This is a genomic window from Xanthomonas fragariae, assembly GCF_900183975.1.
Taxonomy (GTDB): domain Bacteria; phylum Pseudomonadota; class Gammaproteobacteria; order Xanthomonadales; family Xanthomonadaceae; genus Xanthomonas; species Xanthomonas fragariae.
In genome coordinates this window covers 3785797-3806592 of sequence record NZ_LT853882.1, presented here as the reverse complement: position 1 = coordinate 3806592, position 20796 = coordinate 3785797, and the positions used below count along the sequence as shown (strand labels likewise).

Genomic DNA, 20796 nt, shown 5'->3' with positions numbered 1-20796 from the left:
CAGCCAGCGTGATGGACGTGTTGCGCTACGAGGTCGAAATCGAAGGGGACGCGTTCGCGGCGCAATGCACAGCGGTCCTGGAGGGCCTCGAACGAAAGGGCATGACCTTGTTGAAGGTAAAGAACACATTCGTCGCACCGACGGACCCGGCCAATCCATACAAGGGCATCAATGCGGTGTTCATGGATGGTGTTGGGCAGGGCTTTGAAGTGCAATTCCATACTCCGCAGAGCAGAGAGGCAAAAAAGACCTGCCATACGCAGTACAAAATGGCCCAACTCCTGCAAGCCAAGCAGGCCAACCAGCCGCTTACAGAGAAGGATCAGGCACGCTTGGCGAAAGCCATTGACGAGTTCAGCAAGACTTGGAGCCTGGTGCCGACGCCAGACGATGCTGCGGAAGTTGCGCCGCGATGGGCTTCCGAAGAGGTCCAGGCGCGACAAATGGCACTGTTGCAGCAGCGTCTGGATATCCAGCAGTGACGTGCTGAAAGGTGTTGCGTCGCCGTCGCCTGTTTCGCGTTCGTTGCCGATGGGCGGCTTCAGCCAGGAATGCATCGACCAGCCCTTGGTCGAGCTGGAAGAAGAGCGCGGCAGCATGCCAGCAAATGAGTCACGAAAACGCCGGGCATGGCTCGGCGTTTTCGTCTGTGCATCGCGTCCGTTAAGCGTTTCGATGTTTCACGTAACGACGTCGGCCTGCGCTGCTCAATCCGCGTGCGCCTAGCCACTGCACAGAATGCATCACCGATGCGGCTGGCTCAGGCCAGACCTTCCGCCTTCAATGCAGCCTGCACATCGGCATCAGTGTGGGCGTCGCCGGCAAGCCAAGTACGACCCTGCGGATGCGCATCGACGCGTTCGTACAGTGTGCGCAGTTTGCTGCGTGCATCGTCGTGGCTGCGCGCGATCAGTGCGGCGTTCTGCAGATACGCTGTGTTACCGAAGACCGGCTTGAACGTCGGGTGCACGTCGGCGTTGACGAAGGCGATCCAGCGATCGATGTCCGCATGGCTACGCGCGGTGTCATCACCGGACAGGCCGGTCAGCGGCGCGATGTCGGCAATGTAATTCAGGATGGTCGCGTTCCGGGTCAGCGCCGGATCGTCCACTGCCAGCAGCGGTACCGCACCGGCTGGATTAAGAATGGCTAACAAAACGACCTGTGCAATCCGTGAGACGTCTCGGCGCGTGTTCATCGATCATCAACGCTGTTGTAGCGCCGATGCATCACAGACGCGCTGGCCTCGTGCGCCCTGCGAGGGAGTCACTGCAACGCGCTGTGCTCAGGAGGCGGTGCGCGGACGCAGCTTCTGTACGCGATAGAACGTGTGGTCGCCAATGGTGGCTACCTGATACGCATTGCGCCAGCTCGGGCTTGCAATCGCGCTTGCGGCAAAGTGACTTGCGCCCGGCACGATTTCTTTGCGCTGCCCGACCGGCAATGCCCAGTTACGTTGCGCTGCCAACGCCACATCCAATGCCTTGTTCCAGGCATCGTCATTTTTCAGCTGCGTGCCCGGAGACACGATCGTGGGCGCGAACTGCTTGCGCGCGGTGACCACCTGACACATCGAATCGCCCCACAAACCGCTATCCAGACGACGCAACGCAACTTCGGCAACGGCCTGTTGACCGCGCAAGGTCTGGTCACGCGCTTCCAAGTACACGGTCGTACTCAAACACAGCGAATCCGCAGCCGGCTGCGGCAATACGTGCGACAGCCAAAGTATCCAAACAAGTTTCATAGAACTCCTTGCTCCGTATGGGCCGATCCGCAGAGCATCCAAGGCGGATGCATCAGTGCAGAGGACTTGGCGTCATGGGGAGGCGGCCTGCCGCGGGTCGCCCTGTCTTCGGCGAGAGAACAAACTGCCGCAGGTGCCCACCAGATGGGGTGGACCAAAAAGGTGACGCAAAGTAGGCGGCGGTCACATAATCGCAGCTGAATGGGCCGAGTTTAAGCTTGTGATTGCTTGCAGCGTTTGGCGTTGCGCGACACCGCACCACGTCATGCAGCGTTGAATCTGCGTCGCATCGATGCGGCGACGGTTGCCTTGCGCCGTATCAAAAACCACAGCGCCACGTATGGGCTTGCGGTGATGCCACGAAAGTGAGCTTCAACGCGCGACAGCACCGCGTGGCGGCTGCTCGCTACGTTTTGTTAGCCGCTCTGAATAGTGTGCATGCGGCGTGGTGTCAACTAATATGCCTCGGTGTCCGTGACGCAGATGACGCGGCGCTCTGTCGACGCGCACTAGGGAAGGTCTGAACAACGCACCAGACCTCTAAAATTCGAGCCTGCTGCGTGCCAATAGCGCACAGAGTTGATGCGTACGATACGATTTCTACGGTTTCTTGCGGCGTTGGCTGGCGCCAGACAGCATTATCCCCTGGCCGGCAGCAACTGCCGGCGCACCATCCACAGATTGGATAGTGCGAACAGGGTCAGCACATGCGCGGTGTTCTTGGCCAAGCCGCGATAGCGGACCTTGGTGTAGCCAAACTGGCGTTTGGTCACGCGGAATGGATGCTCCACCTTCGCACGCACACTTGCTTTGAAGTATTCCCAACGTTCTTCCTGGCGGCGCTCGCGTTTGTTGCCAATGGCTTGAATCGTCGAACGCTTGGCGGCAATGAAAAAACCAGCCTTGCAGGTCTGCAGTTCTTCGCGTTTGTCCGCACCGGTGTAGCCGCTGTCGCCGAACACACTGTCTTCTTTGCCGTGCAGCAATGCGTGGGTCACCGTGACATCGGCCACATTGGCAGCCGTACAACGGACGTGGTGCACCAGCCCGGAAAACTCATCCACGCCGATGGGTGCCTTCATCCCGAAATACCACTGATTGCCTTTCTTGGTCTGATGCATTTCAGGGTCGCGCGCGCGGTCGGTGTTCTTGGTCGAACTGGGCGCAGCGATCAGGGTTGCATCGACGATCGTGCCGGACCGCAGGCTCTGACCCTTGCGCACCAGATCCGCGTTGACGGCCTCCAGCATCCGCGCTGCAAGGCCATGGGTTTCCAGCAAGCGGCGAAAGTTGAGAATCGTGGTCTCGTCGGGAACATTGTCCAAACCGCCGAGCCGGGCAAAACGGCGCAAGGTCCGGATCTCGTGCAACGCTTCTTCCATCGCCGGATCGCTCAACGCATACCACTGCTGCAGCAAATGAATCCGCAACATCGTCGCCAGTGCGTACGGCTGTCGACCAGGCCGCCCCGACACCGGATAGTGCGGCGCGATCAGTCCGAGCAAATGCCTCCACGGAACCACCTGCTCCATCTCGGCCAGGAAGATCTCGCGGCGAGTCTGCTTGCGCTTGCCCAAACCTTCAGCGTCACCGAACGTCAGTTGCATGGATGACTCCTCAACGTAGGTGTGTAGTGTCGCGCATTTGAAGTGCGTTGTTCAGAGGTTCCCTAGTGTTTCGATGCATACCGTTAAAGGATATTTCGGTAGCGAGAAAGCAAGGGTTCCTATCAGTTTCTCGTCATCGCGAACATGCAAAGGGGGCCAGGTATTAACGTGCCGAAGCAATCAAAGATGCCGCGGCACGTGCGCTGCGGCGACAGGTGTTCTTTTTGCGAAGTTGCGACGGCGCGACGGCGCGACTGCGCGACTGCGCCAGATACGGTACCAGCTTGGTGAAGATCGGTGGCGCCAGCGTCGCGATCACTGCCAGCGGCAACAGTTGATCGCGCTGCCACAGCGATGCAGCGGTATGTGCGCCGGCTTTCAGCACCATTCCGATCGCCGTGCTGACCAACAAAGAACGTTGCGAAAAATGTCCTACAACGCCGCCGCCAACCGACACGCCTGATTGATGGCGCGCTTGGCATCCAACTCGGCTGCCACGTCCGCACCTCCGATCAGATGTGGTTGCTGTCCGTCGGATTGCAGCGCAGCAAGCAGTTCGCGGCGCGGTTCCTGCCCGGCGCAGACCACCACCATGCCGACGTCGAGCAACTGTTCGCTACCGTCCACGCGAATTCGCAGCCCTGAATCGTCCACGCCTAGATATTCCACGCCGCCAAGCATCTTGACGCCCTTGGCCTTGAGCGTTGCGCGATGGATCCAGCCGGTGGTCTTGCCCAGGCGTGCACCCGGTTTGCCCGGGTGGCGCTGCAGCAGCCAGACCTGACGAGCGGGGCGCTCGGGTTGCGGTTTGACTAATGCACCGCGTGTCTCGAAGTTGGGGTCCACGCCCCATTCGGCCATCCAGCGTGCCGGATCCAGCGCCGGCGATTCGCCTGCATGCACCAGAAACTCGCCGACATCGAAACCAATGCCGCCGGCACCGATGATCGCCACCTTGTCTGCGGCCACATGGCGGCCCAGCACCACGTCGAGATAGCTGACTACCATCGGGTGATCGGCGCCGGGGAAGTCCACCTTGCGCGGCTCAATGCCGGTGGCCAGCACCACCTCGTCAAAGTCCTTCAGATCGGCCGCTTGCACGTGGGTGTTCAGACGCAACTGAACACCGGTCGCTTCGATGCGATGGCCGAAGTAGCGCAACGTCTCGTTGAATTCTTCCTTGCCCGGGATGCGCTTGGCTACGTTGAACTGGCCGCCGATTTCCGTGGCGGCATCGAACAAGGTCACGCGGTGGCCGCGCTCGGCCGCCACCGTCGCGCAGGCTAGGCCGGCCGGGCCTGCGCCGACCACGGCGATGCGCTTGGAGGTGCTGGTCGGCGTGTAGATCAGCTCGGTTTCGTGCGCGGCGCGTGGGTTGACCAGGCAGGTGGCCAGCTTGTTGTCGAAGACGTGATCCAGGCAAGCCTGGTTGCAGGCGATGCAGGTATTGATGGTGTGCGACTGCCCGGCGCGGGCTTTGTTGGTCCACTGCGGGTCGGCCAGCAGTGGTCGGGCCAGCGACACCATGTCGGCCGCGCCATCGGCGAGGATGCGCTCGGCCACTTCCGGCATATTGATGCGGTTGGTCGCCACCACCGGAATGCGCAGATGCGGCTTGAGCTTGGCGGTCACGCCGGCAAACGCCGCACGCGGCACCGAGGTGGCGATGGTCGGAATGCGCGCCTCGTGCCAACCGATGCCGGAATTGATGATGGTTGCGCCGGCTGTTTGGATTGCCTGCGCCTGTGCCAGGATTTCCTGCCACTGGTTGCCGTCTTCAACCAGATCTACCAGCGACAGCCGGTAGATGATGATGAAGTCCGGTCCGCAGGCTTCGCGGATGCGCTGCACGATCTCCACCGCAAAACGCATGCGCTTTGAAGCATCGCCGCCCCAGGCATCGCTGCGCTGATTGGTGCGCGCTGCGGTGAATTCATTGATCAGATAGCCTTCCGAACCCATCACCTCGACGCCGTCGTAGCCGGCTTCGCGCGCCAGCCGTGCCGCCCGCGCGTAAGCGGCGATCTGTCGGTCCACTGCACGTGCCGACAAGGCGCACGGGGTGAATGGGTTGATCGGTGCCTTGAGCCTGGACGGCGCTACCGACAGCGGGTGATAGGCATAGCGCCCGGCATGCAGCAGCTGCAGGCAGATCTTGGCGCCGTGTTCGCGCACCGCTTGGGTGACCTGGCGATGCGGGCGCACCTCCCAAGGCCACGACAGCTTGCCGCCAAACGGCTTGAGCCAGCCCACCACATTCGGCGAGACCCCCCCTGTGACGATCAGGCCGACACCGCCGGCGGCGCGCTCGGCGAAATAGGCAGCCAGCTTCGGGAAATCGCGCGCACGGTCTTCCAGCCCCGTATGCATCGATCCCATCAGGACGCGGTTGCGCAGTTGCGTGAAGCCCAGATCGAGCGGCGTGAACAGGTGCGGGAAGGGCGGGGCGGACAGGCCGGTGGCGGGCGACATGGCATAGATACGCTGGCGTACGGATTACGCACGATGCAGGCAGACGGAGTTGTCGGCAAGTCTTGACGCTCACTGCCCAAGGTGTGGGCGATTTGCAAGCCCACGCAATGCAGCACTCGAATCTCAACAACAACCGCCAATTACCAACCCGCCAGCACCAACTTACCGATGGTGCTGCCGCTCTCCAAACGACGATGCGCCTCGCGCAACTGTTGCGCATTGATCGGCGACAGCGTTTCGGTATGCGTGGTACGCAACTCGCCCGCATCGATCAGGCTGGCGGCGCGATTGAGGATGCGGTGCTGCTCGACCATGTCATCGGTCGCATAGCGCGAGCGGGTGAACATCAATTCCCAGTGGATGCCGATGCACTTGGATTTGTATGGGTCGCCGATCGACAGCAGTCCGCGCGGTTCCACGATCAATCCCACGTGTCCCTGCGGCGCCAGGATCTCGCCTAGTTGCTGCCAGTAACGATCGGTGTCGGCCAGATTGAGCGCCGCATCCACCATCTCCATGCCCAGCGCCCGCAATTGCGGATGCAGCGGCTGGTGATGGTCGACTACATGCTGCGCGCCCATCTGCCGCACCCACTCGATGGTCTCCGGGCGCGAGGCGGTGGCGATCACCGTGAAGCCTGCATGCCGCGCTAACTGGATCGCGATCGAGCCCACGCCGCCCGCGCCGCCGATGATCAATAAGTGCTTACCGCGATTGCGTGCGCCGTCGAAGGCGAACGGCATGCGCTGGAACAACAGCTCCCACGCAGTCAATGTGGTCAGCGGCAAGGCAGCGGCCTGGGCGAAGCTGAGCGAGGTCGGTTTGCAGCCGGCAATGCGCGCGTCAACCAGCTGGAACTGCGCGTTGCTGCCTGGCCGCCCGATGTCTCCTGCGTAGTAGACCTCGTCGCCGACCGCAAAGGCGGTGACCTCCGGGCCCACCGCTTCGATCACGCCGGCTGCGTCGTAGCCCAGGATCTTCGGCGCATCCAGGGTCTGCGGTTTGGGCGCGCGCACTTTGGTATCGACCGGATTCAACGCGATCGCTTCCACGCGTACCAACAAGTCATACCCCGAGGGGGCTGCGGGCGACGGAAGGTCCATGTCAAGCAGCGACTCGGGATCGTCGATCGGAAGATGGCGGGTGAATGCGACAGCTTTCATCGGAGCGCTCCTGGTGGGGAGTTCAGGGTGCTTTGTAGCGCAAGTCGCCTGCAACTACAGGCCCCGCAATTCAGCTCAGGCGGGACTTGGCGTTCACCAATGTGGGTTTGGCGCCACGCTAGAACTAACGACAACCCGCCCTGTTGGAAGCGTATTCAGTGGCCTAATTAGGCTACGGTTCATGCATGTAGAATGTCCGAACTGAGCGCTCGGTCCTTTCCTTCATCAAACTGTATACGTAGTATCGCGTGGGATTGCGAGACTTGGTGATTGCTTTCACATGTTATATGACCGTTAACGCGATCTTCACTGAGCCCGGCTTAATCTGCGCCCCGATGGCTCTTGATGTGACGAGCATCTTTACCAAGAACGACGCCTCTATCGGTTTATCTCCCAAAGAAGGAGCTGTATAAATGAACAAGAAAATTCTCACTGCCGCGTTGCTTGGCGGTCTGGCATTTGCCCAGGCTGCGTCCGCGCAGGAGTTTGATGACCGTTGGTACCTGACCGGTAGCGCTGGCTTCAACTTCCAGGACAGCGATCGTCTGACCAATGATGCCCCGTTCGTCACCCTGGGTCTGGGCAAGTTCGTCAGCCCGAACTGGTCGATCGACGGCGAGCTGAACTATCAGAATCCGAATTTCGATGCCAACCAGGATCAGAACTGGAGCCAGTACGGTATCTCGTTCGACCTGCGCCGCCACTTCATCCAAGAAGGCCGCGGCTGGAACCCCTACTTGCTGTTCGGTCTGGGCTACCAGCGCTCGGAAGAAGAGTTTAACGCAACCCCGAACCCGGTTTCGCCGGGCCAGCAGAAAGACGGCAACTTTGCCGCCAAGGCTGGTGTCGGTCTGCAGACCACCTTCGACAAGCGCATCGCCGTGCGTGCCGAGTTGGCCTACCGCGCTGACTTCAACGACCAGAGCGTTGCTGCTCCGCAGGAAGACTGGTTCGGTGACGTGCTGGCCTCGGTCGGCGTCGTGATCCCGTTGGGACCGGCTCCGTCGACCGCTCCGCCACCGGCCCCGGCTCCGGTCCCACCGAGCTGCGCAGACCTGGATGAAGACAACGACGGCGTCAACAACTGCGACGACAAGTGCCCGGCTTCGCAGGCTGGCCAGACCATCGGTCCGGACGGCTGCCCGGTTCCTGTCTCGATCGACCTGAAGGGCGTGAACTTCGACTTCAACAAGGCGACCCTGCGTCCGGACGCTGTGTCGATCCTGACCGAAGCGACCGAGATCCTGAAGCGTTACCCCGACCTGAAGGTCGAGGTTGCCGGTCACACCGACTCGAAGGGTAGCGATGCGTACAACCAGAAGCTGTCTGAGCGTCGTGCGACTGCCGTGTACGACTACCTGACCAAGAACGGCGTCGAGGCGTCGCGTCTGGTTGGCCCGATCGGCTACGGTGAGAGCCGTCCGATTGCTCCGAACACCAACCCGAATGGTTCCGACAATCCGGAAGGCCGTGCGAAGAACCGTCGTACCGAGCTGAACGTCCAGAACTAATTGGACCGCTAGCTTGCTTCATACAAAACCCGGCCCTGCGCCGGGTTTTGTCTTTGTAGAACCCAAACATGTGTCATCAACCAGCGCCAATCCTGTCTGTGTTGCCATCCAGGCACGGTTCCGGTTGAAACAGCGTTCATCGCTGCCTACACTCGCCGCGCAATACCACACTCATAATTGGAAGAACCCGATGCTGCGTACCGCCACGGCAGGATTGCTCTGTCTCGCTTTGATTCCCGCCGCCTACGCCGTTCCGAACTGCGCCGGCAGCACGGTGTCCCAGCCGCTGCCGTTGCCCGCCACCGTTATTGCGCCAGCGGCCGCCGAGTTCTACACCCGCAACGTGCAACTGGGCATGCCTACCGGCGTGCTGGCGCAGCCTTATAGCAACGAGCAATCGGTGGATCGCGTGCTGCTGCGTCTGCGCGTGGAAGGCTGCCAGGATTTGACCAAGGTCATTGCGCCTGGTGGCACCGTCAACCCAAACGATCCGGCCGCCTACAAGGCCACCACCGTGTTCGACAACACGCCGTGGCGCTTCGACATGAGCCAGAACGGCAAGCGCATGACCGCCGAGGAATTCGATGCCTGGATGAAGGCGCGCGGGGTGCGCGTGGTCAAGGCACACCCGGTGGCCGCCCCGGCTCCGGCTGCTGCAACCGCGACACCTGCGGCCGACGCCAAGTCGGTCGAAAATAAGTAAACGGCACGGTCGGGACGGCATGACCCGGCGGCCTGCGCCGGCGACGTCCCGGCAACGTCACCGTGGCCCGGTATCGGCAAGCGCTTCACGCGCCTCTGGTGCAGGGCCTGCTGTAACTGCGCCATGTCATGGACTGGCGCGCGTGTTGTCCAAGCTCGGTGTGTGTTCGCGTACTGAAGCGACGCGCTGGATCGCCGAAGGGCGCGTCAGTGTGTCCGCACGCGTGGTGCGCGACCCCGAATTTCCGATCCGCGCAGATCAGCAGTCCAGCATCACCGTCGATGGGCAGCCGCTGGCCGGGCCGGCGCGCTGCTATCTGATGCTCAACAAGCCGCGTGGGGTGGTCACCACCGTGCGCGACGAGCATGGCAGGGACACGGTGTATCGCTGTTTCGATGGCGCTGGGTTGCCGTGGATCGCCCCGGTCGGGAGGTTGGACAAGGCCAGCGAAGGCTTGCTGCTTTTCAGCAACGACTCGCAATGGGCGGCGGCGGTGACCGACCCCGCGACCGGGCCGGACAAGACCTATCACGTGCAGATCGATTGCCGCCCGAGTGCTGAGCAGTTGGCGCAATTGCAAAGCGGTGTCATCGATCCTGATCCTGATCCTGATCCTGATCCTGATCCTGATGGCGATGGCGATGGCACGCTGTTGCGCGCCAAACGGGTCAGCCTGCTACGCGAGGGCGAGCGCAATGCATGGCTGGAGATCGTGCTGGATGAAGGCCGCAATCGGCAGATCCGCCGCTTGCTGGCTGCGGTTGAGATCGGCGTGCTGCGCTTGGTGCGTGTGGCGATCGGCGCGCTGGCCATGGGTGAGTTGGGCAAAGGTGCGTGGCGGATGCTCAGTGCAGAGGACCTCAGGGCGCTGATGTTGGATCCCGCCAGCGCGCCAGACGTGCGTTGAGCAAGGCGCTCACCACTTCAAAGGCGCGTGCGTCGCCACCGCCGTTGGCATCGTGGCGACGGCCTTTGGCGTGATTGCAACTGGCACAGGCCACGGCGAGATTGCGTGCCGCATTCGCATCGTCGCCGACCAGTGCGCAAAGTTCTGCCGCAGCGCGACGGCCGAACCAGGCTTGCGGCACCACGTGTTCCAGCGTGGCGCGTCCAAGCGGTTCGCCGTCGGCGCGCACCTGCAGGCGCCGACGGCAATGCAGGCAACGGGTATCCCAGTTGCCGTCGAACAAGTGCGCCTGCGCATCGGTCCGCGCCGCCAGCAGCAGCCGTTGGCGCAGGACCGTGCGCATCAGTCTTTGATGACGTCGAGTTCGTGCCCGATCTTGATGAACGCGGCGATCGCCTGATCCAGGTGTTCGCGGGTATGCGCGGCACTGATCTGAATGCGGATGCGCGCCTGGCCCTTGGGCACCACCGGGAAGAAGAAACCGATCGCGTAGATGCCTTCTTCCAGCAGGCGCTCGGCGAACTTTTGCGCCAGCGGTGCGTCGTAAAGCATCACCGGGCTGATCGGATGCACGCCGGGTTTGACGTCGAAGCCGGCGTCGCTCATACGCTCGCGGAAGTAGCGGGTGTTGTCGACCAACTGGGTGCGCAGCGCGCCGGCGGCTTCCAGCATCTCGAACGCCTTGATGGCGGCGGCCACCACATGCGGCGGCAGCGCGTTGGAAAACAGATACGGGCGCGAGCGCTGACGCAGCAGTTCGATGACTTCGCGCTTAGCGGTGGTGAAGCCACCCAGTGCGCCGCCCATGGCCTTGCCCAGCGTGCCGGTGAAGATGTCGATCTGGTCCAGCACGCCCTCGACCTCGGCCGAGCCACGGCCGGTGGCGCCGAGAAAGCCGGTGGCGTGGCATTCGTCTATATGCACCAACGCGTTGTACTTGCGCGCCAACGCGGTGATTTCGTTCAGCGGCGCAATGAAACCGTCCATCGAAAACACGCCGTCGCTGGTGATCAGCTTGGTCTTGCAACCGGCGGCATCGGCGGCCTGCAACTGCGCTTCCAGTTCGGCCATATCGCAGTTGGCGTAGCGGAAGCGCTTCGCCTTGCACAGGCGCACACCATCAATGATCGACGCATGGTTGAGCGCGTCGGAAATGATCGCATCGTGCTCGCCGAGCAGCGGTTCGAACAGGCCGCCGTTGGCGTCGAAACAGGCCGCGTAGAGAATCGTATCTTCGGTGCCGAAGAAGTTGGCAATGGTGCGTTCGAGCTGTTTATGCAGATCCTGGGTGCCGCAGATGAAGCGCACCGAGGCCATGCCGAAGCCGTGGGTGTCCAGCGCATCCTTGGCGGCCTGGATGATGTCCGGGTGGTCGGCCAGGCCCAGATAGTTGTTGGCGCAGAAGTTGAGCACGCTGCGGCCATCGGCCAAGGTGATCCGGGCCGACTGCGGGCCGGTGATGATGCGCTCGGACTTGAACAAGCCCTGGGACCGGATCGTCTCCAGTTCGGCGGCGTAGTGGGCGGTCAGCGCGGCGGGAGCATTGGCCATGTCGATTGCAATAGCAGAAATGAGGCGTAATTCTAATGATCACAGTGGCATACCACTACGTCATGCAAAAATCGGCATAAGCGGTGGCGTGGATGTCATTTTACCGCCTGCGTGCCGGTGCGCAGCATGGCATGCTTGCTGTTCAGCTTCGCCCAACCGGCCAGGAGATTGCTGTGCCCCACCCCCGCTTCCGCCTTGTTTCGACTCTCTTATGCAGCTTGCTGGCCCTGGCCGGCCCGGCTGCGGCACGCGACATCGGCCTGCTCAACGTCAGCTACGACCCCACCCGCGAGTTCTATCGCGACTACAACACCGCCTTTGCCGCGCAATGGAAGCAGCAGCATCCGCAGGACAGGGTCACCGTAGAGACCTCGCATGGCGGCTCCGGCAAGCAGGCGCGCGCGGTGATCGACGGTATCGAGGCCGATGTGGTGACGCTGGCGTTGGCCTATGACGTGGACGCGATCGCCGAGAAGGCCAAGCTGATCGACAGCGATTGGGAGACGCGTCTGCCCGACAATAGCGCGCCGTACACCTCGACGATTGTGTTTCTGGTGCGCAAAGGCAACCCGAAAAACATTCACGACTGGCCGGATCTGCTGCGCTCGGGGGTCTCGGTGGTGACGCCCAACCCCAAGACCTCCGGCGGCGCGCGCTGGAACTACCTGGCCGCCTGGGCCTACGCAGACCATATCTTCAAGGGCGACCGCGAGCGCATCGTGCGCTATATGCAGGCATTGTTCCGCAACGTGCCGGTGCTGGACACCGGCGCGCGCGGCGCCACGACGACGTTCGCGCAGCGTGGCATCGGCGATGTGCTGCTGGCCTGGGAAAACGAGGCGCTGCTGGCGCGCGAAGAACTGGGCAAGGACAAGTTCGAGATCGTGCTGCCGAAGCTGTCGATCCTGGCCGAGCCATCGGTGGCGCTGGTCGACAAGAACGTCGACAAACACGGCACCCGCGACGTGGCCGAAGCCTACCTGCGCTATCTGTACGCGCCGGAGGGCCAGAAGCTGGCGGCCAAGCATTTCTATCGCCCGCGGCATCCGGAATTTGCCGATACGGCAGATCTGGCGCGTTTCCCGGACATCAAGCTGGTGACCATCCGGCAAGCGTTCGGGTCATGGGACAAGGCGCAGCAGGAACACTTCACCGACGGTGGCGTGTTCGATCAGATCCAGGCCAACAAGTAGGCAATGCAGATGTCGGTTGCACCCCATCCAGTGCAGTCATTGCGCCGACGCGTGATGCCGGGGCTGGGCTTGAGTTTGGGAATCACCTTGACCTGGCTGGGATTGATCGTGCTGATCCCGCTGCTGGGTATCTTCCTCAAGACCAGCGGATTGGGCTGGGACGGCCTGTGGCGGGTGTGGAGCGAGCCGCGCGTGCTGTCGGCGCTGCGGGTGAGCTTCGGCACCGCGTTCGTGGCCGGCGCCTTCAATGCGGTGATGGGGACCTGGGTGGCGTGGATATTCGTGCGCTACAGCTTCCCCGGCAAGCGCTTGTTCGATGCGGTGATCGACCTGCCGTTCGCGTTGCCGACCGCTGTGGCCGGTATCGCCTTGACCGCGTTGTACGGCGGCAATGGTTGGGTTGGCCGTTGGCTGGAAGCGATCGGCATCAAGGTGGCCTACACCCAACTGGGTATCGTGCTGGCGCTTGTATTCGTGGGCTTGCCGTTTGTGGTACGGGTGGTGCAGCCGGTGCTGGCCGAGAGCGAGCGCGAACTGGAAGCGGCTGCCGCCACGCTGGGCGCGTCGCGCTGGCAGACGGTGTGGCGGGTGGTATTGCCGGGACTCTGGCCGGCAGTCTTGACCGGGTTTGCGCTGGCGTTCGCGCGCGGCGTGGGTGAATACGGCTCGGTGATCTTCATTGCCGGCAACCTGCCCAACTCCACCGAGATCGCACCGCTGCTGATCACCATCCGGCTGGAAGAATTCGACTACGCCGGCGCCACCGCAATCGCGGCGGCTATGTTGCTGCTGTCGTTCGTGATCCTGTTGCTGGTCAATACGCTGCAGGCACGCCTGCTGCGCTATCAACGGAGACCCGCATGAACTATATTGTTTCGTCGCTGCCCTCCATGCAGCAGACACATGCGATGACCAAGCAAGCGCGCCGCATCACCGACTCGGCCACCAACGAGCCGCGCTGGGTGCAGTGGCTGATGATTCTGGGGGCATTGGTCTTCTTGCTGGCGTTCCTGCTGCTGCCGCTGGTGCTGGTGTTTGCCGAGGCCTTGCGCGGCGGCTGGGAGACATTCCTGCGCGCGGTGGTCGACCCGGACGCGTTGTCGGCGATCAAGCTGACCCTGATCGTGACCGCAATCGTACTGCCGTTGAATCTGGTGTTCGGCGTGGCGGCGGCGTGGGCGGTGAGCAAGCATCAGTTCGCTGGCAAACGCCTGCTGATCAGCCTGATCGACTTGCCGTTTTCGGTCTCGCCGGTGGTGGCAGGTTTGATTTTCTTGCTGATATTCGGCCGCAGCGGCTGGGCGTGGCCGTTGATCGACGAAGGCTGGCGCGTGCCGTTGCCGTTACTTGGCGAAACGCTGATCCAGCTGCCACGGGTCGTGTTTGCGCTGCCGGGGATTGTGTTGGCGACAACCTTCGTGACCTTTCCCTTCATCGCGCGTGAGCTGATGCCGCTAATGGAGCAGCAGGGCAGCGATGAAGAGCTGGCCGCGCTGAGCCTGGGCGCGAACGGCTGGCAGATGTTCTGGCGGGTGACACTGCCCAATATCCGTTGGGGTCTGTTGTACGGTGTGCTGTTGTGCGCGGCGCGCGCGATGGGCGAGTTCGGTGCGGTGTCGGTGGTGTCCGGGCATATCCGCGGCCGCACCAATACGCTGCCGCTGCACGTGGAAATTCTCTACAACGAATACGCCTACAGCGCAGCGTTCGCATGCGCCTCACTGCTGGCATTGACCGCGCTGCTGACGCTGGCGCTAAAAACGTATCTGGAATGGCGGCATGGCGATTCGCTTGCCGCCAACCACCGCCACTGAGGTGAACATGGGCATTCGCATCCACCGCCTGCGCAAGCAGTTCGACACGTTTACTGCGCTAGAGGACATCACCTTGGACGTGCGCCAGGGCGAATTGCTGGCCTTGCTGGGGCCGTCAGGCTCGGGCAAGACCACCTTGCTGCGGATCATGGCCGGGCTGGAGCACGCCGATGGCGGGCAGGTGCTGTTCGGCGACGAAGACGCTACTCGCATGAGCGTGCAGTCGCGCCGGGTCGGGTTCGTGTTCCAGCACTACGCGCTGTTCAAGCACATGGACGCGTTCGAAAACATCGCTTTCGGGTTGCGGGTGCGGCGCGGCAACGAGCGTTGGCCCGAAGCGCGCATCCGCGCACGCGTCGAGGAATTGCTTGCGCTGGTGCAGTTGCAGGGTCTGGAGCAGCGCTATCCCACCCAACTGTCCGGTGGCCAGCGGCAGCGCGTGGCATTGGCGCGTGCGCTGGCGATCGAACCGCGCGTGCTGCTGCTGGACGAGCCCTTCGGTGCGCTGGATGCGCAGGTGCGTCGCGACCTGCGCCGCTGGCTGCGCGAACTGCACGAACGCACAGGCCTGACCACGGTCTTCGTTACCCATGATCAGGAAGAAGCGCTGGAACTGGCCGACCGGGTGGCGATCCTCAACCATGGCCGCATTGAGCAACTCGACACCCCGGCGCTGATCTACGACAAGCCGGCCTCGCCGTTCGTATATTCATTCGTGGGCGCGGTGAACCGCATTCCCGGCGTGCTGGCGCATGGTCAGATCCAGGTGGCGGGCCACGCATTGCCGGCATCCAACGCCGCGCTCGCGGCTGGCCCGGTCGAGGTCTACGTACGGCCGGAAGATCTGGTGCCGGACGCCGCCGGTTGGCCGGCCACGGTTGCCTGGTCGCAGCGCAGCGGGGCGCGCTTGCGCCTGCGCGCAAAGCTGCAGCCAGCAGGCAACGAGGTGGAAGTGGAGCTGCCGGCCTCGGCAGGGAGTTTTCAGCCAGGGCAGCAGTTGCGGCTGGCAGCGCGGCATTACGGCGTCTTTCCGGCGTGACTCAACGCCGGTCGGCGTCGGTATTTGATTGGGTATTGGGGATTAGGGAGTCGTAAGGCGTGCGGCGCTGTTCGCTTTGGCTGTTACGAATCCCCGAATCCCGAATCCCAAATTTGGTGCATCGAGGTTCCCCGCAGGCCGTCGATAGGACACAGCCGTGGCACGCACCATCAGTTTCCAAATGATGTGCGCTGGATCAAGCGAGCGCGACTTTTATGTTGCGCTGCAATGAAAGTTGGACTAATTAAGTCATGGCAGCACCACTTCGCGCCATCCTACCGCCCATCGTTTCAGGAGATGCCCCCAATGAAGCCGTCCCCACTCGCTTGTTGTCTGTCGTTGTTGTTCGTAGGTGTTGTTCCAATGGCGCAGGCGCAAGACGAAGCTGTGCCCGCCTCGCCGTTCAGTGGCACCTTTGCGGTGACCAGCAACTATCTGTTCCGTGGTATTTCGCAGACCAATGAAGAGCCTGCATTTCAGCCCGGATTGACCTACAAGACGCCGTTCGGGCTGTACATCGGCACCTGGGCATCTAACGTCGCCGGCGACCCGGATTGGGAAGTGGACGGCTTTGTCGGCTACAACACCGACCTGGGCACCAATTGGAACTTCGATGTGATGGTCAACCGCTACCAGTTTTTGGGAGCAGCCGCGTCCAGCTACTCCGAGTTGATTACCAAGACCACGTTGCTGAAGACTTACAGTCTCACCGTTGCCTACACCAACGATCTGTACGGCACCAAGACCGATGGCTATTACTATGCGCTGGATGCAAACTGGTCATTGCCGCACGACTTCACTTTCGGTGCGCATGCGGGGCACAGCGTTTATACCTCCGCGCTGAGTCTGGTGGACCACGACTACAACGATTTCGGAGTGACCGTGGGTAAGGCCTTCGGTCCACTCGGGTTGAGCGTGGGCTATTACGACACCAGCAAAGCAGCCGAATTCGGCTTCGGTCGACAGAATTCGCAGAGCCATCTGGTCGCTACTGCGACGGTCACCTGGCCGTAAGGACGATGCACTGAGAGCGTGTTGAACCTGCGCTGCTGCGCAGGCAGTTACCCGCATGCGCTGCTCGACGACGATGCGGACCTGATCGCGATGTGTGCCGCGCCGCTGTCTGTTCAGGCAGCGATGCTAGGTGCGTGCGGCCATCATCGCTGACGACGTCGTTGTCGATAATCCAGCGGTGAGACACATCAAAGGCGCCGCAAGGCGCCTTTGATGTGTCTCACGTGTCGGTTGATCAGTTCCAGCTCAATACGACCTTGCCGGCCTTGCCTTCTTCCATTAGGTCGAAACCCTTTTGGAAATCGTCGATCGGCAACTGGTGGGTCAGCACCTTGTGCAGCGGGAAACCCGACAGCACCAGCTGGGTCATCTTGTACCAGGTCTCGTACATCTTGCGGCCGTAGATGCCTTGCACGGTAAGGCCCTTGAAGATGATCTTGTCCCAGTCGCAGCCGGCGCCGCGCGGCATGATGCCGAGCATGGCGATCTTGCCGCCGTGGTACATGCAGTCGAGCATGTCGTTAAACGCGTGCGGATTGCCGCTCATTTCCAGGCCCACGTCGAAGCCTTCCATGTGCAGGTCGGCCATGACGTCCATGAGCGAGGTCTTGGACACGTTGACCACGCGCGTAGCGCCCATGTCGGCTGCCAGTTTGAGGCGGAAGTCGTTGACGTCGGTGACCACCACGTTGCGTGCACCGATGTGCTTGCAGATACCCGCCGCAATGATCCCGATCGGGCCGGCGCCGGTGATCAGTACGTCCTCGCCAATTACGTCGAACTCCAGCGCGCAATGCGCGGCGTTGCCATAGGGGTCGAAAAACGCGGCCAGTTCGGACGGGATCTGATCGGGGATCGGCCACAGGTTGCTGGACGGCATCACCATATATTCGGCAAACGCACCGTTGACGTTGACGCCGATGCCCACTGTATTGGGGCACAGATGCTGGCGGCCGCCGCGACAGTTGCGGCAATGTCCGCACACGATGTGGCCTTCAGCCGACACGCGCTGGCCGACTTGGTAACCGGTCACCGCCGAACCGAGCTCGGCCACGCGGCCGACGAACTCATGGCCGATGGTCAGGCCGGGCTTGATTGTGCGTTGGCTCCACTCGTCCCACAGATAGATATGCAGATCGGTGCCGCAAATCGCGGTCTTTTCCAGCTTTATCAGCACCTCGTTGGGGCCGGGCGTCGGCACGGGGACCTGTTCTAGCCAGATGCCTTTGTTCGCTTCGCGCTTGACCAGCGCCTTCATCGTCTGCGCCATCTTGCGAGACCTGCTGAATGAAAGTAATTCGACTATTATAGGCGGGGTGCGCCTCAGACACCTGCGCTAGCCAGCTATGCCAAATGCGTCCCTGCGCGCCAGGAGGGTGAACCGCCGACTGCCGAATGCAGATCTAGTGCCTTCCGTATTTCCCCCCAGCTCCCGCTGCGTGCCCCGGCCTGCGCTGCGACGCAGGCGCTCCAAGCCCCCGCGTCGATGGCGCGCCACGCAGTGCCCTTTCGCCCCCGGCAGGAGCGGGACTAACACAGTGGCGCTGTTACGCGCCGATTGCTCAGAACTTCGCGTCCAGACTCATGAAATACTGCCTTGGTGCGCCGACCACCATGGTCTGGTTATAGCCGTCCGGATCGGAGGCCACGTAGCCGTTGGTGCCGGTGCTGGCGAAATAGCGCTTGTCGGTGAGGTTGCTGATGTTGAGCGCCAGCGCCACATCGGCTACGCCGCCGACACGGCCGAAGTCGTAGCGTGCGCCTGCATTGAACAGCCAGTACGAGGGCACCTGCGAGTCGTTGAGGAAGGTGATGTAGCGTTTGTCGACATACTTGCCGTCCAGGTCCAGGCGCAGGTTGCCGAGCTGGTAGCTGGCGCTGGACGAGAACATCAACGCCGGGATGCCGACCACGTCTTTACCGGAGGTGGCGACCACGCCGTTGTTGAGGTAATCGTCCTGATAGCGCGAGTGGTTCCACGACAGCGAGTTCAACCAGCTCAGGCCTTCGACCGGGCGCCACATCAAGGCCAGGTCCGCACCGGCGCTATGCACGGCGCCGACATTGCTCAGGATCGAGGCGCAGGTCTGCACTGCAGTACACGGTGAAGTGGTCAGCAGGCGGTTGGAGAACTTGGTGAAATAAGCGTCGGCCGAAAGCTGGAATTGCGCATCCTGCACGCGGTAGCCCACCTGCACGGTCTGCGATTGTTCCGGCTCCAGCGTGGATCGGCTACGGTCGAAGGCCGCTTGCGAAGTGGCGAATGGAGTGAAGCCGAATGCGGCGATGTTCTTGCTGTAGGACGCGTAGATGTCCTGGCGATCGTCGAGCTTGTAGTTCGCGCCGACCTGCGGCAGAAAATGATCTTCGGCGCGAATGCGGCCCTGTGCCAGCGCGGTGGTCGGCACCAGCGATTGCGCGCGCGTGGTGGTGCTGAGCGCCTTTGCGCCATAATTCAGCGTCAGGCGGTCATCGAGCAGACGCACGGTGTCCTGCAGGTACAGCATGCGGATTTGCGTGGTGTAGCGTTGCAGGAAGTCGCGACGGAACGGCGTCTGCGCTTCGTACACGTTGTACAGCGAGATATAGCCCTCGTTGCCGAGTGCAAAATAATTGCGCTGCTGCGTGGTGCGTGCGTTTTCCGCCCACACGCCGGCTTCCAGATCGTGATTGCCCAACGACCACTTCAATGCGCTGGTGCCGCCGAAACGATCCAGGCCGTAGTCGGTGGTACGCATCGATACCGGGATCTGCGCAGAGGTCGGTACATACGGTGTCGCCCACTGACCTTCGCCACGATTGCCGTGGTAATAACCGGTGGCATCGAGCGTGGCGCCGCCGAACACGAACGTGCCTGACAGCCCTGCCAGGTTGTCGCGACGCAAACCGCCGCCAGCATAGTAACTGGCATCGAGCCAGCTGTAATCGGCGGGCAGGCCGGCCAGCGATTGCGGATAGCCGTTGGCCACGCCGCTGGTCGCGCCGGTGGTCTGGTAGGCGCGTGCCATCTGCACGGCGCTCGCCCAATCCGGCTGTAGATAATCGTGGTCCCAGCCCAGCGCACGCTGGCTGGTCAACGACAGATCCATGTAGTCGTATTCCTTACGGCGCGATGTGTCCAGAAATAGGCTCAGACGGTTGTCGTCGCCCCATTGGTAAACGGTCTTGAGGTTGGCCTGCTCGGACTGCTGGTCGCCAAAGCCTTTCCACTTGTCGGTGCTGGCGTTGGCGTAGGACAGGTATGCCGACAAGCCATTGCGATCGCCGGTGTCGCCGCGCACGAAAGTGCGTTGTGTCGCATCGCTGCCGACCGTCTGCACCAGCCGCAGGCCGGGTGTGGTCTGCGGATCGGCCGAATAAAACTGCATGGTGCCGCCGAGATTGGTGTTGGACGCGTTGCCGAGCGCGCCGGCACCTTGCGCAATTTCCACCGAGCCGAGGTTCTCCGAAATGATGGCGCGGGTGATGTGCAGGCCATTGGTCACGCCGTAGCTCATATTGCCGAGCGGAATGCCGTCGAGCGTGTAACCCAGCCGGCTCTGATCGAAGCCGTGCAACGTCACCTGCGTGGACCATTCGTAGGTGCCGAACGGATCGGCTGACTGGAACTGCACGCCTGGCAGTTTTTCGACTGCCTTGAAGGCGCTGCTGCCCGGTGTTAGCTGCTCGATGTCCTGCCGGCTGATGCGCTGCACCTGACGGGTGCTGCCTTGCGACACCACGTTGATCGCATCCAGTTGGGTTGCGTTGGCATCGGCGTCGGCGACGGTTGCCGGGGCATCGGCAAGCGGTGTGTCTGCAACGACAACCGGATCGGCAACTGGTGTGGCGGCCTGCGCCATGACCGGAAGCAGCGCCGCCAAGGCGAGCGCCAGCGGGGTGACATGAAAGCGACGAGCGGAAGTCATAGGGAGTCCAGTTGGGGCACGGCTGAGGGCGGACGCACGGTGCATAACCGGCGTTTCGTGACATAGGTTGTCAATGAAAAATGAAAATTTGATGACGGTCGCTGTCGCAAAACTGTCGCACTCGCCCGCTATACGTGTTGTCTCCAGCCGCGCTGCGCGGCGACGCA

17 protein-coding genes and 2 pseudogenes are annotated in these 20796 nt (G+C 62.2%); 9 read left to right on the top strand and 10 right to left on the bottom strand.

The window, feature by feature from the left end:
* Window positions 1–8: 8 nt before the first annotated feature.
* Complete coding sequence (locus tag PD885_RS17665; protein ID WP_145954108.1) at window positions 9–482, top strand: hypothetical protein; 474 nt, start codon at window positions 9–11, stop codon at window positions 480–482.
* A 278-nt stretch (window positions 483–760) separates the two neighbouring features.
* Here the strand turns inward: PD885_RS17665 and PD885_RS17660 are convergent.
* From PD885_RS17660 to PD885_RS17635, 6 genes and pseudogenes are all read right to left on the bottom strand, one after another.
* Window positions 761–1144, bottom strand: a pseudogene (locus PD885_RS17660) (glutathione S-transferase family protein); the annotation flags it as partial.
* A gap of 141 nt (window positions 1145–1285) precedes the next feature.
* On the bottom strand, window positions 1286–1747 hold the full coding sequence (locus PD885_RS17655; protein WP_002814578.1) for a cell wall hydrolase: 462 nt from the start codon (window positions 1745–1747) through the stop codon (window positions 1286–1288).
* A 638-nt stretch (window positions 1748–2385) separates the two neighbouring features.
* The gene (locus PD885_RS17650) at window positions 2386–3354 is read right to left on the bottom strand and encodes an IS5 family transposase (RefSeq protein WP_088057021.1); all 969 of its coding nucleotides are present in this window, start codon (window positions 3352–3354) and stop codon (window positions 2386–2388) included.
* 256 nt (window positions 3355–3610) lie between these two features.
* Window positions 3611–3769 (bottom strand): annotated as a pseudogene (locus PD885_RS22835) (MFS transporter); the annotation flags it as partial.
* 17 nt (window positions 3770–3786) lie between these two features.
* Window positions 3787–5826, bottom strand: a complete 2040-nt coding sequence (locus tag PD885_RS17640; RefSeq protein ID WP_002814583.1) for an NADPH-dependent 2,4-dienoyl-CoA reductase — start codon at window positions 5824–5826, stop codon at window positions 3787–3789.
* Window positions 5827–5966: 140 nt separating this feature from the next.
* Window positions 5967–6989 (bottom strand): zinc-binding alcohol dehydrogenase family protein, encoded by a 1023-nt coding sequence (locus PD885_RS17635; protein WP_002814586.1) that lies wholly within the window; start codon window positions 6987–6989, stop codon window positions 5967–5969.
* Window positions 6990–7402: 413 nt separating this feature from the next.
* Here PD885_RS17635 and PD885_RS17630 point away from each other — a divergent pair, with 413 nt between their 5' ends.
* From PD885_RS17630 to PD885_RS17620, 3 genes are all read left to right on the top strand, one after another.
* Window positions 7403–8500, top strand: coding sequence for an OmpA family protein (locus tag PD885_RS17630; protein ID WP_002814587.1), 1098 nt, complete (start codon window positions 7403–7405; stop codon window positions 8498–8500).
* 190 nt (window positions 8501–8690) lie between these two features.
* On the top strand, window positions 8691–9203 hold the full coding sequence (locus PD885_RS17625; protein ID WP_002814588.1) for a hypothetical protein: 513 nt from the start codon (window positions 8691–8693) through the stop codon (window positions 9201–9203).
* Window positions 9204–9222: 19 nt separating this feature from the next.
* On the top strand, window positions 9223–10110 hold the full coding sequence (locus PD885_RS17620) for a pseudouridine synthase (protein ID WP_088057020.1): 888 nt from the start codon (window positions 9223–9225) through the stop codon (window positions 10108–10110).
* Here PD885_RS17620 and PD885_RS17615 read toward each other — a convergent pair.
* Entirely contained in the window at window positions 10064–10453 is a 390-nt protein-coding gene (locus PD885_RS17615) for a hypothetical protein (protein ID WP_002814590.1), read from the bottom strand. The two genes, PD885_RS17620 and PD885_RS17615, sit on opposite strands and share 47 nt — an antisense overlap.
* A complete protein-coding gene (gene kbl / locus PD885_RS17610; RefSeq protein WP_002814591.1) occupies window positions 10453–11661 on the bottom strand; it encodes a glycine C-acetyltransferase in 1209 nt (402 codons plus the stop codon). Before kbl ends, PD885_RS17615 begins: the two co-directional genes overlap by 1 nt.
* A 92-nt stretch (window positions 11662–11753) precedes the next feature.
* Between kbl and PD885_RS17605 the strand changes: the two genes are divergently transcribed.
* From PD885_RS17605 to PD885_RS17585, 5 genes are all read left to right on the top strand, one after another.
* Complete coding sequence (locus tag PD885_RS17605; protein WP_040763061.1) at window positions 11754–12854, top strand: sulfate ABC transporter substrate-binding protein; 1101 nt, start codon at window positions 11754–11756, stop codon at window positions 12852–12854.
* Between the two features lie 3 nt (window positions 12855–12857).
* Window positions 12858–13718 carry a sulfate ABC transporter permease subunit CysT gene (gene cysT / locus PD885_RS17600; protein WP_002814595.1) on the top strand — a complete coding sequence of 287 codons (861 nt, stop codon included), beginning with the start codon at window positions 12858–12860 and terminating at the stop codon, window positions 13716–13718.
* On the top strand, window positions 13715–14668 hold the full coding sequence (gene cysW / locus PD885_RS17595; RefSeq protein WP_002814598.1) for a sulfate ABC transporter permease subunit CysW: 954 nt from the start codon (window positions 13715–13717) through the stop codon (window positions 14666–14668). Before cysT ends, cysW begins: the two co-directional genes overlap by 4 nt.
* 7 nt (window positions 14669–14675) lie before the next feature.
* Entirely contained in the window at window positions 14676–15707 is a 1032-nt protein-coding gene (locus PD885_RS17590) for a sulfate/molybdate ABC transporter ATP-binding protein (RefSeq protein WP_002814601.1), read from the top strand.
* A gap of 306 nt (window positions 15708–16013) precedes the next feature.
* On the top strand, window positions 16014–16721 hold the full coding sequence (locus PD885_RS17585) for a TorF family putative porin (RefSeq protein WP_040763062.1): 708 nt from the start codon (window positions 16014–16016) through the stop codon (window positions 16719–16721).
* A 235-nt stretch (window positions 16722–16956) separates the two neighbouring features.
* Here the strand turns inward: PD885_RS17585 and tdh are convergent, their stop codons facing one another.
* Both tdh and PD885_RS17575 read right to left on the bottom strand, forming a co-directional pair.
* On the bottom strand, window positions 16957–17991 hold the full coding sequence (gene tdh / locus PD885_RS17580; RefSeq protein ID WP_040763063.1) for an L-threonine 3-dehydrogenase: 1035 nt from the start codon (window positions 17989–17991) through the stop codon (window positions 16957–16959).
* A 292-nt stretch (window positions 17992–18283) separates the two neighbouring features.
* The gene (locus PD885_RS17575; RefSeq protein WP_088057019.1) at window positions 18284–20629 is read right to left on the bottom strand and encodes a TonB-dependent receptor; all 2346 of its coding nucleotides are present in this window, start codon (window positions 20627–20629) and stop codon (window positions 18284–18286) included.
* Window positions 20630–20796: the final 167 nt, after the last annotated feature.

Coding starts and splice junctions, on each gene's coding strand:
- PD885_RS17655 (WP_002814578.1), bottom strand. CDS start 1,747: ATGAAACTTGTTTGGATACTTTGGCTGTCGCACGTATTGCCGCAGCCG.
- PD885_RS17650 (WP_088057021.1), bottom strand. CDS start 3,354: ATGCAACTGACGTTCGGTGACGCTGAAGGTTTGGGCAAGCGCAAGCAG.
- PD885_RS17640 (WP_002814583.1), bottom strand. CDS start 5,826: ATGTCGCCCGCCACCGGCCTGTCCGCCCCGCCCTTCCCGCACCTGTTC.
- PD885_RS17635 (WP_002814586.1), bottom strand. CDS start 6,989: ATGAAAGCTGTCGCATTCACCCGCCATCTTCCGATCGACGATCCCGAG.
- PD885_RS17630 (WP_002814587.1), top strand. CDS start 7,403: ATGAACAAGAAAATTCTCACTGCCGCGTTGCTTGGCGGTCTGGCATTT.
- PD885_RS17625 (WP_002814588.1), top strand. CDS start 8,691: ATGCTGCGTACCGCCACGGCAGGATTGCTCTGTCTCGCTTTGATTCCC.
- PD885_RS17620 (WP_088057020.1), top strand. CDS start 9,223: ATGACCCGGCGGCCTGCGCCGGCGACGTCCCGGCAACGTCACCGTGGC.
- PD885_RS17615 (WP_002814590.1), bottom strand. CDS start 10,453: ATGCGCACGGTCCTGCGCCAACGGCTGCTGCTGGCGGCGCGGACCGAT.
- kbl (WP_002814591.1), bottom strand. CDS start 11,661: ATGGCCAATGCTCCCGCCGCGCTGACCGCCCACTACGCCGCCGAACTG.
- PD885_RS17605 (WP_040763061.1), top strand. CDS start 11,754: ATGTCATTTTACCGCCTGCGTGCCGGTGCGCAGCATGGCATGCTTGCT.
- cysT (WP_002814595.1), top strand. CDS start 12,858: ATGCAGATGTCGGTTGCACCCCATCCAGTGCAGTCATTGCGCCGACGC.
- cysW (WP_002814598.1), top strand. CDS start 13,715: ATGAACTATATTGTTTCGTCGCTGCCCTCCATGCAGCAGACACATGCG.
- PD885_RS17590 (WP_002814601.1), top strand. CDS start 14,676: ATGGGCATTCGCATCCACCGCCTGCGCAAGCAGTTCGACACGTTTACT.
- PD885_RS17585 (WP_040763062.1), top strand. CDS start 16,014: ATGAAGCCGTCCCCACTCGCTTGTTGTCTGTCGTTGTTGTTCGTAGGT.
- tdh (WP_040763063.1), bottom strand. CDS start 17,991: ATGGCGCAGACGATGAAGGCGCTGGTCAAGCGCGAAGCGAACAAAGGC.
- PD885_RS17575 (WP_088057019.1), bottom strand. CDS start 20,629: ATGACTTCCGCTCGTCGCTTTCATGTCACCCCGCTGGCGCTCGCCTTG.